Genomic DNA, 14,459 nt, shown 5'->3' with positions numbered 1-14,459 from the left:
CAAGCCCCGCGTCGGCCCGCGGCTACCCCGCTACCGTGAACTCTCAGGCTGAGGAAAGGACCGTGTGACCCAGCACCGAGACGAGTCGTCGACCCGAGAGGTCGCGATCGGAGACCTGCACTTCCGTGTCATCCAGTCACCGCGCGTAGACGCGGCTCGCACGTATCTCCTCGTACACGGCATCGGCATGTCGCACCGATATCTCCGCCGCCTGCACACCTCTCTGGCCCCCGATCACGCGGTCCTCTCGATCGATCTGCCCGGGTTCGGTGGGCTCCCGAAGCCCGTCGAACAGCTCGACGTCCCCGCCATGGCCGCGGCGATCGCCGCTCTCCTCGACCGTCTCGACCTCGCCCCGATCGTGGCGGTCGGCCATTCGATGGGCAGCCAGTGGGTCATCGAGCTCGCGGTGCAGCGGTCTGATCTGGTCAGCCACGTTGTCGTGATGGGCCCAGTCGTCGACGATCGTCATCGCACCCCCGGCGCTCAGGCACGGGCGCTTGCGATCGACGTCTTCCGCGAATCGCCGCGCGCGAACGGGATGGTCTTCAGCGACTATCTGCGGAGTGGCATCCATTGGTATCTGCGGCAGCTGCGCCACATGCTCGCGTACCGCACGGAGGATCGGGCGCGCCTTCTCACACGACCGCTGCTCGTCGTCCGCGGCTCCCGTGATCCGGTCGCGGGTGCCGAGTGGTGTCGCCGGTTGGCGGAGGCTGCACCGGATGCCGCGCTCCTCGAGATACCGGGGAGCCCTCACGTCGTGCAGCACACCGCTCCACGGATCGTCGCCGACGCGATCGTCGCCTTCAGCGGATCGCGGAACGCGCGGTGATCGGCGCTGTCCGTAACGCCGTGTGGTGGGCGCGCGACTACCTCTACGCGCTGCGCTGGCAGGTCGCCGCGATCTTCCCCCGCCTCGATCCGCGAGAGCTCACGAACGGCGACCGCACACCCATCGTCATCCTCCCCGGCGTGTACGAGACCTGGCGGTTCATGACACCGCTCATCCGCGTGATGCACGACCGCGGGCATCCCGTCCACGTCCTACCGGTGCTCCGACGCAACCGGCGACCCGTCGACGAGGCCGCCGCCCGGGTCGTCGAGTACGTCGAGGAGCGCGACCTCCGCGGCTGTGTGCTGCTCGCGCACAGCAAGGGCGGACTGGTCGGCAAACGCGCCATGGTCATCGACGCGCCCACCGGCCGGGTGCGCGCGATGCTCGCCGTGGCCACCCCGTTCGGCGGATCGCGTTACGGCCGCCTCATGGTCCTTCCATCGCTGCGAATCTTCTCGCCGCGCAGCGCGACGATCCTCGCGCTGTCGCGCGAGCACGAGGTCAACGCGCGCATCGTGTCGGTCTACGGCCGGTTCGATCCGCACATCCCTGAGGGCAGCGAGCTCCCCGGCGCCGCGAAGAACGTGCGTCTCGAGACGGGCGGTCACTTCCGTGTGCTGGCTCACCCGCGGGTCATCGCGGAGCTGATCGGCCTGTCCGAGGAGCCGCCGGCCGTACCCTGAACCCGTGCGACTGTACGTTCACAGCACCGACCGCGACGGGGTGTCCGCGTGGCCGTCTTCGGCGCAGTCCGACGCGGAGCACCTGCCTCTCGATCTCACCCGCCCGCTGGATGAGCTCTCCCTCACGTTGGCGGATGCCACGCCGCGGGGCGCTGTCGTGTTCGCCCATTCCGCGGCCGCCGTCCCGGTCGCGCTCCAGGCGGCCCGGCTGTCGCCCCGTGCGCTCGTCCTCGTCGAGCCGGCGCTGTACGACATCGCTCGCGGTCAGCCGGCGATTGAGGCTCACATCACTGAGATCTCCCGCGCGAGAACCGTCGCCGACGCCGGCGACCTCTTCGGCTACTGGTCCATCGTGCGCCCGCTGATGTTCGGAGGGCCTGCCGACCGTGCGCGCTGGGAGTCTGAGCGACCGGGGGTCGAACTCTTCGCCGCGCGGCGCCCGCCGTGGGGATTCGGCGTGGACGCCGCGACGCTGCGCGGCAGCCCGACTCTCGTCGTCACAGGCGGCTGGAACGCCGAGTACGACGGGATCGCGGACGTCCTCGAGCGTCACGGAGCGCGCCGCCTGACCCTGCCGGGGCACGGTCACCGTCCGCAGGACCACCCCGAGTTCGCCGCGGCGGTCGAGGCGTTCCTCGCGGGAGAATGACCCGTCCCGTGCTCAGGCGAGCGCGTCGACGATGGGACGGAACTTCACGCGGGTCTCGAGCATCTCGGTCTCCGGGTCGCTCCCCGCGACGATGCCCGCGCCGGCGTGGGCGGTGAGCGCGATGTCGCCGTCGCCGTGCACGTCGAACTGCGCGCAGCGCAGCACGATCGCCCATTCGCCGTCGCCGTTCGCGTCGATCCAGCCGACCGGGCCCGCGTAACGTCCGCGGTCGAACGGCTCGACCCGCCGGATGACCTCGAGCGCGGCCGACGTCGGGGTCCCCGCCACAGCCGCCGTCGGGTGCAGGACCTCGACCAGACCGAGTGCGGATGCATGCCCTGACAGGGTGCCCTCGACGTCCGTCGCGAGGTGCCACACGTTCGGCAGCTTCAGCATGAACGGCTCGGGTTCGGCGACCAGCGCGGTCGTGTGCGCCCGCAGCGAAGTGAGCACGCTCTGCACGGCGTACCGGTGCTCGTCGAGATCCTTCGCGCTGGTGGCCAGGGCGACGGATGCCGCGGTGTCCGCGTCGGCGTCGGCGCCCCGCGCGGCGGTGCCGGCCAGGACACGCGCCGTCACCGTGCCGCCCGACACCGTGACCAGCGTCTCGGGGCTCGCCCCGATCGCGCCGTCGACGGCGAAGGTCCAGGTGTCGGGGTAGGCCGACGCGAGGGCGCGCACGAGTCGTCGCAGATCGGAGCCGGCGGGCACCGAGCCGACGAGGTCCCGCGCCAGCACGACCTTCGCGACCTCACCCGACGCGATCGCGGCGAGACCCGCCCGCACCTCGGTCTGATAGCCGTCGGGTGTGCAGGCGCCCGGTCCCACGATCGCCGACCAGTGCGGACCGAACGGGATGGACTGCGGCTCGGGGCGCTCGGGCTCGCCGTCGGTGAACACGTGCGTCACCCAGCTCGTGTCGCCGCGACGGCCGATGACCATCTTCGGCACCGTCAGCGTCGCGCGCGACGAGCTGTGGGCCGGGTCGAACGGCAGCGCGCCGAACGCGACGAGCCCGGACCCCGGCATCCGCACCTTGTCGTCGACCTCGGCGACCTCGGACACCGCCCGCCACCAGGCGACGGCGGACGCACCCGCCGGCAGTTCGGCGGCGCGACCCCAGCCGACGAGCATGTCGCCGCGTCGCGACCAGACGGTCGGGTCATCGGGCGAAGCGTAGGAGAGGGGGTCCTCGACCGGCTCGATCCGGCGGGTGACGGACCGCAGTCGGGGGGCGCTGAGCGCAGACGAGGTCACCGTCTCAGCCTAATCCGGCGGTGGCCGCGTCGGCCTCGCGCACGGGTCCGCGCTATCCCGCCACGATTAGGCTCGACACGTGACCGAACAGCCCTCCCGCACCCCGTCCACCCGCGCGGACCTCGGCAAGGATCCCGCGCGCGTCAGCGGCATGTTCGACGAGGTCGCCGCGGGCTACGACCGCACCAACACGATCCTCAGTCTCGGCAACGACAAGCTGTGGCGCATCGCGACGACGCGCGCCATCGCGCCGCGACGCGGGCAGCGCATCCTCGACCTCGCCGCGGGCACCGGCGCGAGCTCGGTCTCGCTCGCCCGTTCGGGTGCCGAGGTCGTCGCGGGCGACTTCTCGGCGGGGATGATCGCGGAGGGTGAGCGGCGGCACGGCGGCATCCCGAACCTCTCGTTCGTTGAGGCCGACGCGACGGCGCTGCCCTTCGACGACGAGGAGTTCGACACCGTCACGATCTCGTTCGGCCTGCGCAACGTCAACGATCCCGAGAAGGCCCTGCGCGAGATGCTCCGCGTCACCAAGCCTGGCGGCACCCTCGTCATCTGCGAGTTCTCGCACCCGCCGGCAGCGCTCATGCGCGGGCTCTACCGCTTCTACAACGACCGCGTCCTGCCCGTCGTGGCGCGCGCGTTCAGCTCGAACGCCGACGCGTACGACTACCTCAACGAGTCGATCCGCGACTGGCCCGACCAGCAGACCCTCGCCGGCCGCATCCGCACCGCGGGGTGGGAGCAGGTCGCGTGGCGCGACCTGAGCTTCGGCATCGTCGCCCTGCACCGCGCGCGCAAGCCCGTCACCCCGGGCCGGGCGTAGAGCGCGACGGGTACGCTGGAGGCATGACCCCCCGTCCCGGTACTCCGGGCTCGCAGATCGCGAGCCGTCTCGGTGTCACCGAGCGCATCTTCGTGGGACCGCGCATGCGGAATCTCCTCGCCACGGTCGAAAAGGGTCTCGACCTCGTCGAAGCCCGCCTCGCCGGCGAACTGAAGGTCGGGGACTCGCTCGCCGATGTCACATCGCGCTACCTCTACGAGGCGGGCGGCAAGCGGATGCGGCCGATGCTGGCCATCCTCACCGCGCAGCTCGGCTCGGGGGTGACCGACGACGTCCTCGCGGGCGCGACCGCGCTCGAGATGACGCACCTCGGCTCGCTGTACCACGACGACGTCATGGACGAGGCCGACCGCCGCCGCGGCGTGCCGAGCGCGCACGCCGTCTGGGGCAACAGCGTCGCCATCCTCACCGGTGACCTGCTGTTCTCGCGTGCGAGCCAGCTGATGGCGCAGGTGGGAGAGCGCGCCATCCGCCTGCAGGCCGACACCTTCGAGCGACTCGTGCTCGGTCAGATGCACGAGACCGTGGGCGCCCAGCCGGGTGACGATCCCGTCGACTTCTACCTCCAGGTGCTCAGCGACAAGACGGGCTCCCTCATCGCCGCCGCCGCCGAGACCGGTGTCGTGTTCTCCGATGCGTCCGACGAGTACGCCGCCCCCGTGCGCGAGTTCGGTGAGCGCGTGGGCGTCGCCTTCCAGCTGCTCGACGACGTCATCGACCTGTCCGCCGACGCACAGGAGACCGGCAAGGTCCCCGGCACCGATCTGCGCGCGGGTGTGCCCACGATGCCCTACCTGCTCCTCGGGCGAGCGACCGATCCGGCCTCGCAGGCGCTCAAGGTCACGATCGACGAGGGCGTCGCGCGCATCTCGGACGGTGCCGACCCTGCGATCCTCGACCGTCCGCTCGCCCAGCTGCGCGAACACCCCGCGACCGAGGCGACGCGGCGGCTCGCGCACGAATGGTCCGACCGCGCCGTGGCTGCCCTCGCGCCCCTGCCGGACGGTCTCGTCCGCGAGGCGCTGACCCGCTTCGCGCAGGTCGTCGTCGACCGCTCCAGCTGATCACCGGCGGAATCGCCGCTTCTTCGTCACGCCCGTGCGCGGGCTCTCGGAAAGGACACCCATGACCAAGCTTCGGCTGGCCATCGTCGGCGCAGGACCCGCCGGCATCTACGCGGCGGACATCCTCCTCAAGGCGGAGCGCAAGTTCGACGTCTCGATCGACCTCTTCGACCACCTCCCGGCGCCGTACGGCCTGGTCCGCTACGGCGTCGCCCCCGATCACCCGCGCATCAAGGGCATCATCAACGCCCTGCGCGACGTGCTCGACCGTGGCGACATCCGCATCTTCGGCAACGTCCGGTTCGGTGTCGACATCACCCTCGCCGACCTGAAGAAGCATTACAACGCGGTCATCTTCGCAACCGGCGCGATCAAGGACGCCGACCTCGACATCCCGGGCATCGACGCCGAGGGGTCGTACGGCGCGGCCGACTTCGTCAGCTGGTACGACGGGCACCCCGACTTCCCGCGGGAGTGGCCGCTGGAGGCGAAATCCGTCGCCGTCCTCGGCAACGGCAACGTCGCGCTCGACGTCGCGCGCGTGCTCGCCAAGCACGCCGACGACCTGCTGCCCACCGAGATCCCCGCGAACGTGTACGAGGGTCTGAAGGATTCGCCCGTCACCGACGTGCACGTGTTCGGTCGACGCGGCCCCGCGCAGGTGAAGTTCACCCCGCTCGAGCTGCGCGAGCTCGGCGAGCTGCGCGACGTCGACATGGTCGTCTACGACGAGGACTTCGACTACGACGAGGCCTCGAAGGCGGCGATCGCCTCGAACAAGCAGGTCATGGTCATCGACCGTGTGCTGCAGTCGTGGCGTCAGCGGCCGAGCGTCAACAACGCCGGCGGCGAGGCGAGCCGCCGGCTGCACCTGCACTTCTGGGCGCGTCCGGTGGAGATCAAGAAGGATGCCGACGGCCGGGTCGCGGCGATCGTCACCGAGCGCACGCGTCCCGACGGCTCCGGCGGGGTCGAGGGCACGGGCGAGCTCCGCGAGGTCCCGGTCGGCCAGGTCTACCGCGCGGTGGGCTACTTCGGCTCGCCTCTGCCCGATGTCCCGTTCGACAAGCGCCACGGCGTCATCCCGAACCACGAGGGTCAGGTGCTGAAGAAGGGCTCGAACGAGCGGGTCCCCGGTGTGTACGCGACCGGCTGGATCAAGCGCGGACCGGTCGGCCTCATCGGGCACACGAAGTCCGACGCGATGGAGACGATCCGTCACCTCATCAACGACCAGGCCTCGTGGTGGAACCCCGAGGACTCGTCTGACGAGGCGATCATCTCGCTGCTCGCCGAGCGTCAGGTCGCGTGGACCGACCTCGACGGCTGGCACCGGCTCGACGAGCACGAGGTCGCTCTCGGTGCGCCGCACGGACGCGAGCGCGTCAAGGTCGTCGACCGCGACGAGATGGTGCGGGTCTCGCGCGGCGAGTGAGCTCGCGGGTCACGCCGAGCGGTGCGCGGCGCGGTTGGAGGACAGCCCGAGCGTCAGGCTGATCACGGCGCCGGCGAGCATGACGCACGCCATCGGAACCGCGGTGTCCTCGCCCCAGAGGCCGACGACGGGTGTGACCAGCGCGCCGGTCGCGAACTGGCAGGCGCCCATCAGCGCAGCTCCCGCACCGCGGTTGCTCGCATTCGCGCGCGCGAGCGCGAGTGCATTCGCGTTGCCGAAGGTGAGCCCTGCCGCACCCATCGTCGTGAACGCGCACCCGAGGAAGAGCGGGATTGACAGGATGCCGGTGGCCGCCGACACGGTCATGACCGTCGCGGAGACCACGCCGAGCGACGCGCCGACCATCAGCATCCGCTCGGGCCCGACGCGCGGCGCGTACGTCGCGTTGATGAGGTTCGCGACCAGCAGCGCGACGCCACCGCCGGCGAACCCCAGACCGTAGAGGAAGGGCGGCATCCCGAGGATGACCTGACCGACGAACGGGGATGCCGCGACGTAGGCGAACAGGCCGGCGAACCCCGAGACGTAGGCGCCGGTGTACCCGAGGTAGGTCCGGTCTCTCAGGAAGTGCGCGAACGAGGAGCGCATCGCGCCGAGCCCGCCGGTGTGCCGGAGTTCGCGGGGAAGGGACTCCGGGACGACGAGCCAGGCGAGCAGGAGCATCAGGACGGCGATGACCGCGAGGGCGGTGAGGACGCCGCGCCAGCCCGAGAAGGATGCGACGAGACCGCCGATGGGAGGGGCGACGAGAGGGCCGAGGCCGCCCACCGTGGCGATGAGGCTGAGTGCGCGGACGGCGGTGCGCCCGGTGCTGAGGTCGACGGCGATGGCGCGCGCGATCACGACGCCCGCCGCGCCCGACAGTCCCTGCAGCAGCCGCAGGCCGATGAACACCTCGATGGTGGGCGCCGCGATGAGGGCGACGCTCGTGAGGGTGAACGCGCTCGTCGCGAGCAGCAGGACGCGACGTCGGCCCCACATGTCCGAGAGCGGACCGAGCAGCAGCTGGCCGACGCCGAGGCCGAGCAGGAACGCCGTCAGGGTCAGCTGCACCGTCGCGGGCGCCGCGTCGAGCTCGCGCGAGATCTGCGGCAGCGACGCGAGGTACATGTCGATCGCGAACGGACCGACCGCCGACAGGAAGCCGAGGACGACGACGAGTCCGCGGGTGAGCCGGGGCGGGGTCATGCCTGCGGGCGCAGCAGCGCGCCGAGCGTGCGGAGGGTCGACTCGAGTCCGACGGCAGGGTCGAGCAGCCATTGGATCTGCAGACCGTCGGAGGCCGCGATGAGCAGCGACGCGAGGTGCTCGGCCGAGACGTCGCCCCGCACGACGCCCTCGGCCTGCTGCTGCTTCAGGCTGTCGGTCATCGTCGCCCGGAGCCCGGTGAAGCGTGCCGTGAAGAAGTCCCGACCCACACCGGAGTCGCCCTCGAGCGAAGCGGCCAGGAGCGTGGAGTACAGCGTGACGAGGCCGGGGACCTCGACGTTCTTTATGGCCGCCTCGATCATGGTGTCGATGCCGGGGCGGAGGTGGGGGGAGTCGACGCGGCTGTCCTCGGCGTGCTTGTAGACCGCGACGAGCAACTGCTCGCGGGAATCGAAGTAGTGGAGGAGGGCCGCGTGCGACACCCCGATCGATTCGGCGATCTTGCGCAGCGACGTGCCGCTCGCACCGCGTTCGCGGAAGACCTCGATCGCACGATCGAGGATCTCCTGGCGTCGGGCGACCCCCTTCGGCCGCAGTCCGCTGCGGCCGATGACGGCGTCGTCGTCCTCGCTCATGGGGACAGAGTAGGGCCGTCGGCGCAAAACCTCCAACTGGAGGTTATTTCTGCTATCGTCGTGGCCACGCCGCCCCGCGGCATCCGACAACGACGTACGAAGGAAGGCCCATGGCTCTGCCACTCGCCTCTGTCCAGCTCTACACGCTCGCCAAAGAGTTCAGCGAGGACATGTCCGGATCGCTCGACAAGCTGGCTGCGATCGGCCTGCGCAACGTGGAGGCGTTCGACTTCGTGCGGCGCCCCGACGAGATCCGCGCGGCGCTCGACGCCAGCGGTCTCGCCTCGCCCACCGGCCACGCGCCGCTGCTGTCCGACGAGCTCTGGACGCCGGACGGATCGATCCCCACGCCCGCGCCCGAGGTCGTCTTCGAGGCGGCCGCCAAGATCGGAATGACGACGGTCATCGACCCGTTCGTCCCCGCCGAGCGCTGGTTCACCGAGGAGGGCGTCGCCGACATCGCCGAGCGGCTGAACCGCCTCGTCGAGACCGCCGCCGGATTCGGCATGACCGTCGGCTACCACAACCACGCGCAGGAGTTCGTGAAGTCGTTCGGCGGGCAGACCGCCTACGAGCGCTTCCTCGAGCTCACCGACGACCGCGTCGAGATCGAGCTCGACCTGTTCTGGGCGCTCACCGGCGGGCAGGACGTGCCTGCACTGGTGAAGAGCCTCGGCGACCGCCTCGTCGCGGTGCACGTCAAGGACGGCATCGTCCCGGCATCCAACCCGTGGGCGCCCGGGTCCGAGAGCTTCGGCTCCGACTCTCTCGAGCAGCTGCGTGCCGGGACCGGCGCCGTGCCGCTCGCCGAGTCGCTGAATGCCGGAACGGGCATCAAGTACGCCGTCATCGAGTACGACAAGGCACCCGGTGACGTGTTCGAGGACATCGCCGCCTCCTACGCCTTCCTGAAGGACGGCGGTTTCATCGCATGACCGGTCCCGTCGGAGTCGGCATCGTCGGTGCCGGTGTCATCAGCCAGACCTACCTCGAGAACCTGACGTCGTTCCCCGACGTGAAGGTCGTCGCGATCGGCGACATCATCCCCGAGCGGGCGAAGGCGAAGGCCGAGGAGCACGGAGTGCCGTCGTGGGGCACTCTCGAGGATGTCCTCGCCAACCCCGAGGTCGAGCTCGTCGTCAACCTCACGATCCCCGAGTCGCACATCGCGGTGTCGTCGCAGGCGGTCGCCGCCGGCAAGCACGTGTGGACCGAGAAGCCCCTGGGCCTCGACCGGGAGGGTGCGCGACAGCTGCTGAAAGACGCGGATGCCGCGGGTGTGCGCATCGGCTCCGCTCCCGACACGATCCTCGGGCCGGGCTTCCAGAGCGCGAAGCGTGCGATCGCCGAAGGTGTCATCGGGACCCCCCTGTTCGTGCAGACCGCGTTCCAGACGCAGGGGCCGGACCTGTGGCATCCCGAGCCAGCCTTCCTGTTCGCCAAGGGCGCGGGACCGCTCCTCGACATGGGTCCGTATTACTTCTCGGCCCTCGTCAGCCTGCTCGGCCCGATCGCCGGCGTCGCCGCGCGCGGATCGCGCTTTCGCACGGAGCGTCACATCCACACCGGGCCCCGCGCCGGCGAGACCTTCCCCGTCGAGGTGCCCTCGTCGGTGCAGGTGCTCTCGACGTTCGAGGGTGGCCAGCACGGCACGCACCTGCTGAGCTTCGACTCGGCACTCGAGCGTCACGGCGTCGTCGAGATCCACGGCACCGAGGGCTCGATCGTGCTGCCCGACCCCAACCGGTTCGACGGCCCGACCCGTTACGTGAAGCCGCTGGGCGTCTTCCGCGACGGCATGAAGACCGAGCAGGAGTGGATCGACGTCGAGCAGCAGGGCACGGTCGTCGGCCGCGGCCTCGGTGTGCTCGACATGGTGCGCGCGGTAGCCGAGGACCGGCCGCACGTCGCGACCGGTGAGCTCGGGTTCCACGTGCTCGACGTGCTGCTCTCGGCGCAGGACTCGGCCGAGACCGGCCAGTATCTCGAGATCGACAGCACGGTCGCGCCGGTCCCGCCGGTGCCGGTCGATTTCGACCCCTTCGCCAGCACGCTCTGACCCGCTGACACGACGACGGCCCGGATCCCTCAGGGGTCCGGGCCGTCGTCGCGCGGTCAGCGCTGCGTCGACCGGACGCGGAACCAGAAGCTCAGCTCCCGCGCGGCGCGCAGGGTGGCCGAGGGGTCGCCGTGGGCTTCGAGGTCGTCGAACGTGTCACGGAACCCCTCCGGTGCGGCGCTGCCGGGTACGTCGATCGGCTCGTACCCCATGGTCCATTCGGCGAAGTTGCGCTCCTCGATGAACTCGTCGATCAGGACCCGCAGGCGGTCGTGTCGGGGGTCGCGTTCGATCTTGCCCATCGTGTCGCGGACAGCCTGCTCCGGCCCTTCGAGGATCTGGATGAAGCGGCCGCCCCGATACAGCAGCATGCCCGTCACGTCGCGCTCGGCGTTCGAGGAGCGGCTCTGCGTCAGAAGCTCGCGCAACGCGGCGTCGTCGAGCGGCGCCGTCGCCATGCTCGAGTAGACGACGGAGAAGACGGCAGGGGAGTCGGTCATCGGTTCTCCCTGATGGTGAAGATGCCGGATGCCGCGGGGGCCTCAGTCGGCGCCGAGAGGATGCGCATCGCGGCGACGAGGTCGGTGAAGGTGCCCACGACTGCCGAGCGCATGTCGAACGCGACGTAGCGTCCGTCCGTCCGCTGCTCGATGTAGCCCAGGAAGTTGCCGCCCCGGCTACCGACGTGGAAGCCGTCTTCGACGCGCGCCCAGACCGTTCCGGGGGTGTGGTGCTGGTTCGGCACAGGGTCCTCGCTTGATCGTGGTGCTGACCTGCCACGGTAGGTGAGGCGCGAGTCGGTCGCGCGGGCTTGACAACCCCACCGCGCGACCGCGGTGCTCAGCGGTAGTTGACGAATCGCACCCCGCGTATCGGGTGTGATTGACATCCGTTGGCTGGCCCGGAATCTCGCGGGCATGTGTTCGTCGTGTGTTGGTGGTTCAGCGCACTCGCAGGCATTTCCGCGGACTCAGAGCGGACTCGGACTATGTCTTGTCGGATTGTTTGGCTCGCTCCGCGGCAAGTATCCGTCGAGTCTCGGCGGCCTTCACCGCTCCCGCTGATCTGGCGAGGTTCCCGGATGGCAGAGCCCAGAGATCCTCGGGCTCGGCTGCTTTCGCTTCTAGGTGTGCGATTACCCGCGAGGGGAAGAAGCGGAACCGCTCGCCGACCTTGATAGCGGGGATCTCCCCATCTCGCACCATCCGCGAAACGGTGACCACGGAGACACCGAGGATCCGAGCCATCTCCTTAGTGTCGACCGCGGCCTCGTGCTGCTCGTTCGCCATGGTGTGAAGCTACAGGCATGTCTAGCGTGCTGAGAATAGAGTTCCCGCCGGCCCTGATGACACGCGAGTTGACGGCCTACTATCTGTCGATGTCGCTCCGCGAGGTCGATGAGCTGCGCGCGACGGGGAAGCTGATACCCGTCGGTGACGGTAAGCGTGTGAAGTTCTCCAAGGCCGAGCTAGATCGATACGTCGCCAACCTGCCGGAGCGAGACACGCCCTAGGAACAGGTTCAAACAGTGGAACGTGCCGGGCTGGGTTCTCGTCACTCTCATCACCGCCGGCCTACAAGAGTGGATACAAGTGGTGTGATCGTGTCGAAGCTCTTTGATCCGCGCAGACGCTCCTAGTGTTGCTGCCGTGCAGGTGTTCAGACCTTGGGATGCAGATGACGAGGAATACGCCGAGCGCCGACTAGTACGGGAGCAGATCCCAGCGACGCTTGTGGCGCCTCTCCTTGTGTGGCTCAAGGCTGAATTGGGGGAGGGATACAGCTACGTTCCATCGCGCGTTGTCCACCACATCGAGTCCGCACTCCAGTTCTCCCTCGGGTTCCCCAGTTTCCAGCACGAACCGGAACCGGTTCACGTCATCACGAAGGTCATGGAAAAGTACGGCCGCGACAAAGGGCTCCTGCGACTGACCGACCTGATGCTTTCTACCTACAGGGTGGCGACGCCTCAGCCGCACGAGGTCGTAACGTTGGGCACGCATATGGATTTGAACGCCTCAGCCGTTCAAGTGGTTGAACTCGACGGGGTCTACCGACTCGGCCACCGGTCCGTGGACGGCGTTCCGCAAGCGGCCGAGTCTGCGGCGACGAGTCATATCGAGGCCGGCGTTCATCTCGTGAGAGCGTGGAGTGAGGCACAGCTGGCGAGCCCCAACGTGAACGTCGTGATGGCGGAGTCGATTCTCGCCGTCGAGAGCGCCGCCGGCCCCAAGGTGACCCCCGCTGCAAAGATGTACAAGCTCGGTCAGATTCGGAGCGCCCTCGAATCCCAGCGAGGTTGGGGTCTGGCTTTCGCTTTGCGAGACGACTCCAAGCCCGATCATCTCGCGATGCTTCTCGGGATGCTCGACACACTCATCGTGGCCCAGACGGGTCGCCATCCTCAGCCGAACGCAGCCGCCGAAGCTGACGCGCAGCAAGCCCGTGGACACGTCCAGCTGGCCGCCACTCTTGTGCAATGGTTCTCAACTGACGTTGTGCGGCGGCTGCAGGAGAAATGACGGTGATTCTAAATCTCGCCGGCTGGGCGATCATCGCGTACGTCGCACTCTTCTTCCTGCTGTTCGGGCTCGGGATCGCCTACCATCAGCGGCACCCTCAGGATCGCCCGCGGCGGAAGGTCGTGCTGTGGAGTGGAGGTGGTGGGCTCGTTGCACTCCTGCTGACTATTGGCGCCGCAGTTTGGTGGGCACCGGACGGGAGAGAGCAGGACACGGTCGTGGCCGGCTTCGTCTTGTTTGGATCGGTTTTCCAAGTCATCGCCATCGCTACTCGCGAGCCGAAGGTCGAACTCGATTTGACCCACACGAGCAACGAGCAACAGCGGCCTCGGGCCCAGGCGTTGCTAGTCGGCGCGGACAAAGATTTCGTCGAGTCGATCGGTTGGGCGCTGGTTATCAGCGGAGCGATCTGGGCGATCCTTGCGATCTGGGTTCCCGGCTCGTGAGTTGATACTCAGCCTTGGGGGTCCGTCATGTCGGTGGTCGCGCTGATGCTTCAGCTGTGGCAGTTCGATGGCATCCCTTCATGGCCACCATCGAGCGCCCCGCGGGCACCTGGACCCTGGCCACACCGGACGGCGACCCCTACGGGCGTGTGGAGATCCGCCGGCAAGGCGAGCTCGTCTTCTATCGGTGTTGGCTTCGGGATGTCGAGCTGAACCCACAGCCGACGCCTCGGGCCGCGACGGTGTTGATCCACCGCGCGTACATCGCGACCCTCTCACCTGGCCCACCACCGGGCGGTCCTGCGGACTAAGGTCAAAAAACCCCAGGTCAGGGTCTCCAGTTAGCGGTAGTTGACGAACTGGAGGTCGACGTCGAGGTCGGCGGCCTTCAGCATCCGCTGCACTTCCTGCAGGTCGTCGCGCGACTTCGACTGCACCCGAAGCTCGTCGCCCTGGATCTGCGCCTTGACCGACTTGGGGCCCTCGTCGCGGATCATCTTGCTGATCTTCTTCGCGTCGTCGGAGGAGATGCCCTCCTTGAGAGTCGACACGATGCGGAACTCCTTGCCCGAGGGTTGGGGGTCGCCGGAGTCGAGGCTCTTCAGCGAGATGCCGCGCTTGATCAGCTTGGACTGGAAGACGTCGAGTACCGCCTTGGCGCGCTCGTCGCTGTTCGCCTTGATGAGGATGGACTCGCCGCTCCACTCGATCGAGGCACCGGTGCCCTTGAAGTCGTAGCGCTGCTCGACCTCCTTACGCGCCTGGTTGAGCGCGTTGTCCGCCTCCTGGCGATCGATCTTGCTGACGATGTCGAATGAGCTGTCGCTGGCCATGCGTTCGAGGGTACCGCCGGT

The 14,459-nt window shown here is 68.8% G+C and carries 19 protein-coding genes; 12 read left to right on the top strand and 7 right to left on the bottom strand.

Translation table 11 applies throughout. The annotated features are described in order from the left end of the window. Window positions 1–64: 64 nt before the first annotated feature. Genes ACIGEP_RS14780 through ACIGEP_RS14770 form a run of 3 tightly spaced genes read left to right on the top strand, consistent with a single transcriptional unit; the run spans window position 65 to window position 2,170 of the window. The gene (locus tag ACIGEP_RS14780) at window positions 65–835 is read left to right on the top strand and encodes an alpha/beta fold hydrolase (RefSeq protein ID WP_396662386.1); all 771 of its coding nucleotides are present in this window, start codon (window positions 65–67) and stop codon (window positions 833–835) included. Next, a complete protein-coding gene (locus tag ACIGEP_RS14775) occupies window positions 832–1,521 on the top strand; it encodes an esterase/lipase family protein (protein ID WP_396662385.1) in 690 nt (229 codons plus the stop codon). Before ACIGEP_RS14780 ends, ACIGEP_RS14775 begins: the two co-directional genes overlap by 4 nt. A 4-nt stretch (window positions 1,522–1,525) precedes the next feature. Then, complete coding sequence (locus ACIGEP_RS14770; protein WP_396662384.1) at window positions 1,526–2,170, top strand: alpha/beta hydrolase; 645 nt, start codon at window positions 1,526–1,528, stop codon at window positions 2,168–2,170. 12 nt (window positions 2,171–2,182) lie between these two features. Here ACIGEP_RS14770 and ACIGEP_RS14765 read toward each other — a convergent pair whose 3' ends face one another. Next, a complete protein-coding gene (locus ACIGEP_RS14765; RefSeq protein ID WP_396662382.1) occupies window positions 2,183–3,427 on the bottom strand; it encodes an isochorismate synthase MenF in 1,245 nt (414 codons plus the stop codon). 79 nt (window positions 3,428–3,506) lie between these two features. Here ACIGEP_RS14765 and ACIGEP_RS14760 point away from each other — a divergent pair, with 79 nt between their 5' ends. The 3 genes from ACIGEP_RS14760 (at window position 3,507) to ACIGEP_RS14750 (ending at window position 6,773) form a co-directional block, all read left to right on the top strand. Next, a complete protein-coding gene (locus ACIGEP_RS14760) occupies window positions 3,507–4,253 on the top strand; it encodes a demethylmenaquinone methyltransferase (protein ID WP_396662381.1) in 747 nt (248 codons plus the stop codon). A 23-nt stretch (window positions 4,254–4,276) separates the two neighbouring features. Continuing rightward, window positions 4,277–5,338, top strand: a complete 1,062-nt coding sequence (locus ACIGEP_RS14755) for a polyprenyl synthetase family protein (RefSeq protein WP_396662380.1) — start codon at window positions 4,277–4,279, stop codon at window positions 5,336–5,338. 61 nt (window positions 5,339–5,399) lie between these two features. After that, on the top strand, window positions 5,400–6,773 hold the full coding sequence (locus ACIGEP_RS14750; RefSeq protein ID WP_396662379.1) for an FAD-dependent oxidoreductase: 1,374 nt from the start codon (window positions 5,400–5,402) through the stop codon (window positions 6,771–6,773). A 9-nt stretch (window positions 6,774–6,782) separates the two neighbouring features. Here the strand turns inward: ACIGEP_RS14750 and ACIGEP_RS14745 are convergent, their stop codons facing one another. Continuing rightward, window positions 6,783–7,982, bottom strand: coding sequence for a multidrug effflux MFS transporter (locus ACIGEP_RS14745; RefSeq protein ID WP_396662378.1), 1,200 nt, complete (start codon window positions 7,980–7,982; stop codon window positions 6,783–6,785). Beyond that, window positions 7,979–8,578 carry a TetR/AcrR family transcriptional regulator gene (locus tag ACIGEP_RS14740; RefSeq protein WP_396662377.1) on the bottom strand — a complete coding sequence of 200 codons (600 nt, stop codon included), beginning with the start codon at window positions 8,576–8,578 and terminating at the stop codon, window positions 7,979–7,981. The genes ACIGEP_RS14745 and ACIGEP_RS14740 overlap by 4 nt, the downstream gene beginning before the upstream one ends. Window positions 8,579–8,688: 110 nt before the next feature. Here ACIGEP_RS14740 and ACIGEP_RS14735 point away from each other — a divergent pair, with 110 nt between their 5' ends. Both ACIGEP_RS14735 and ACIGEP_RS14730 read left to right on the top strand, forming a co-directional pair. Continuing rightward, a complete protein-coding gene (locus ACIGEP_RS14735) occupies window positions 8,689–9,513 on the top strand; it encodes a sugar phosphate isomerase/epimerase family protein (RefSeq protein WP_396662376.1) in 825 nt (274 codons plus the stop codon). Further along, window positions 9,510–10,637, top strand: a complete 1,128-nt coding sequence (locus ACIGEP_RS14730; protein ID WP_396662375.1) for a Gfo/Idh/MocA family protein — start codon at window positions 9,510–9,512, stop codon at window positions 10,635–10,637. The genes ACIGEP_RS14735 and ACIGEP_RS14730 overlap by 4 nt, the downstream gene beginning before the upstream one ends. Window positions 10,638–10,693: 56 nt before the next feature. On the opposite strand, the gene ACIGEP_RS14725 is transcribed toward ACIGEP_RS14730, so the two are convergent. From ACIGEP_RS14725 to ACIGEP_RS14715, 3 genes are all read right to left on the bottom strand, one after another. After that, window positions 10,694–11,137, bottom strand: a complete 444-nt coding sequence (locus ACIGEP_RS14725; protein WP_396662374.1) for a BLUF domain-containing protein — start codon at window positions 11,135–11,137, stop codon at window positions 10,694–10,696. Next, complete coding sequence (locus tag ACIGEP_RS14720) at window positions 11,134–11,382, bottom strand: hypothetical protein (protein WP_396662373.1); 249 nt, start codon at window positions 11,380–11,382, stop codon at window positions 11,134–11,136. Before ACIGEP_RS14720 ends, ACIGEP_RS14725 begins: the two co-directional genes overlap by 4 nt. A gap of 241 nt (window positions 11,383–11,623) precedes the next feature. Then, window positions 11,624–11,926: a helix-turn-helix domain-containing protein gene (locus tag ACIGEP_RS14715; RefSeq protein WP_396662372.1), complete on the bottom strand. Its 303-nt coding sequence runs from the start codon at window positions 11,924–11,926 to the stop codon at window positions 11,624–11,626. 17 nt (window positions 11,927–11,943) lie between these two features. Here ACIGEP_RS14715 and ACIGEP_RS14710 point away from each other — a divergent pair, with 17 nt between their 5' ends. The 4 genes from ACIGEP_RS14710 to ACIGEP_RS14695 all read left to right on the top strand — a co-directional run bounded on the left by ACIGEP_RS14710 (window position 11,944) and on the right by ACIGEP_RS14695 (window position 13,916). Beyond that, on the top strand, window positions 11,944–12,150 hold the full coding sequence (locus tag ACIGEP_RS14710; protein WP_396662371.1) for a hypothetical protein: 207 nt from the start codon (window positions 11,944–11,946) through the stop codon (window positions 12,148–12,150). A 136-nt stretch (window positions 12,151–12,286) separates the two neighbouring features. After that, window positions 12,287–13,159 carry a hypothetical protein gene (locus tag ACIGEP_RS14705; RefSeq protein WP_396662370.1) on the top strand — a complete coding sequence of 291 codons (873 nt, stop codon included), beginning with the start codon at window positions 12,287–12,289 and terminating at the stop codon, window positions 13,157–13,159. After that, window positions 13,156–13,605, top strand: a complete 450-nt coding sequence (locus ACIGEP_RS14700) for a hypothetical protein (protein ID WP_396662369.1) — start codon at window positions 13,156–13,158, stop codon at window positions 13,603–13,605. Before ACIGEP_RS14705 ends, ACIGEP_RS14700 begins: the two co-directional genes overlap by 4 nt. Before the next feature lie 80 nt (window positions 13,606–13,685). Further along, complete coding sequence (locus tag ACIGEP_RS14695; RefSeq protein WP_396662368.1) at window positions 13,686–13,916, top strand: hypothetical protein; 231 nt, start codon at window positions 13,686–13,688, stop codon at window positions 13,914–13,916. Window positions 13,917–13,946: 30 nt separating this feature from the next. Here the strand turns inward: ACIGEP_RS14695 and ACIGEP_RS14690 are convergent, their stop codons facing one another. After that, window positions 13,947–14,438, bottom strand: a complete 492-nt coding sequence (locus tag ACIGEP_RS14690; protein ID WP_396662367.1) for a YajQ family cyclic di-GMP-binding protein — start codon at window positions 14,436–14,438, stop codon at window positions 13,947–13,949. Window positions 14,439–14,459 lie beyond the last annotated feature (21 nt).

Origin of the sequence: Microbacterium sp. NPDC077663 (assembly GCF_044542795.1) — a bacterium.
Classification (GTDB): Bacteria; Actinomycetota; Actinomycetes; order Actinomycetales; family Microbacteriaceae; genus Microbacterium.
Note: the sequence above shows the minus strand (reverse complement) of the source record. Positions and strands in the feature narration are given on the sequence as shown.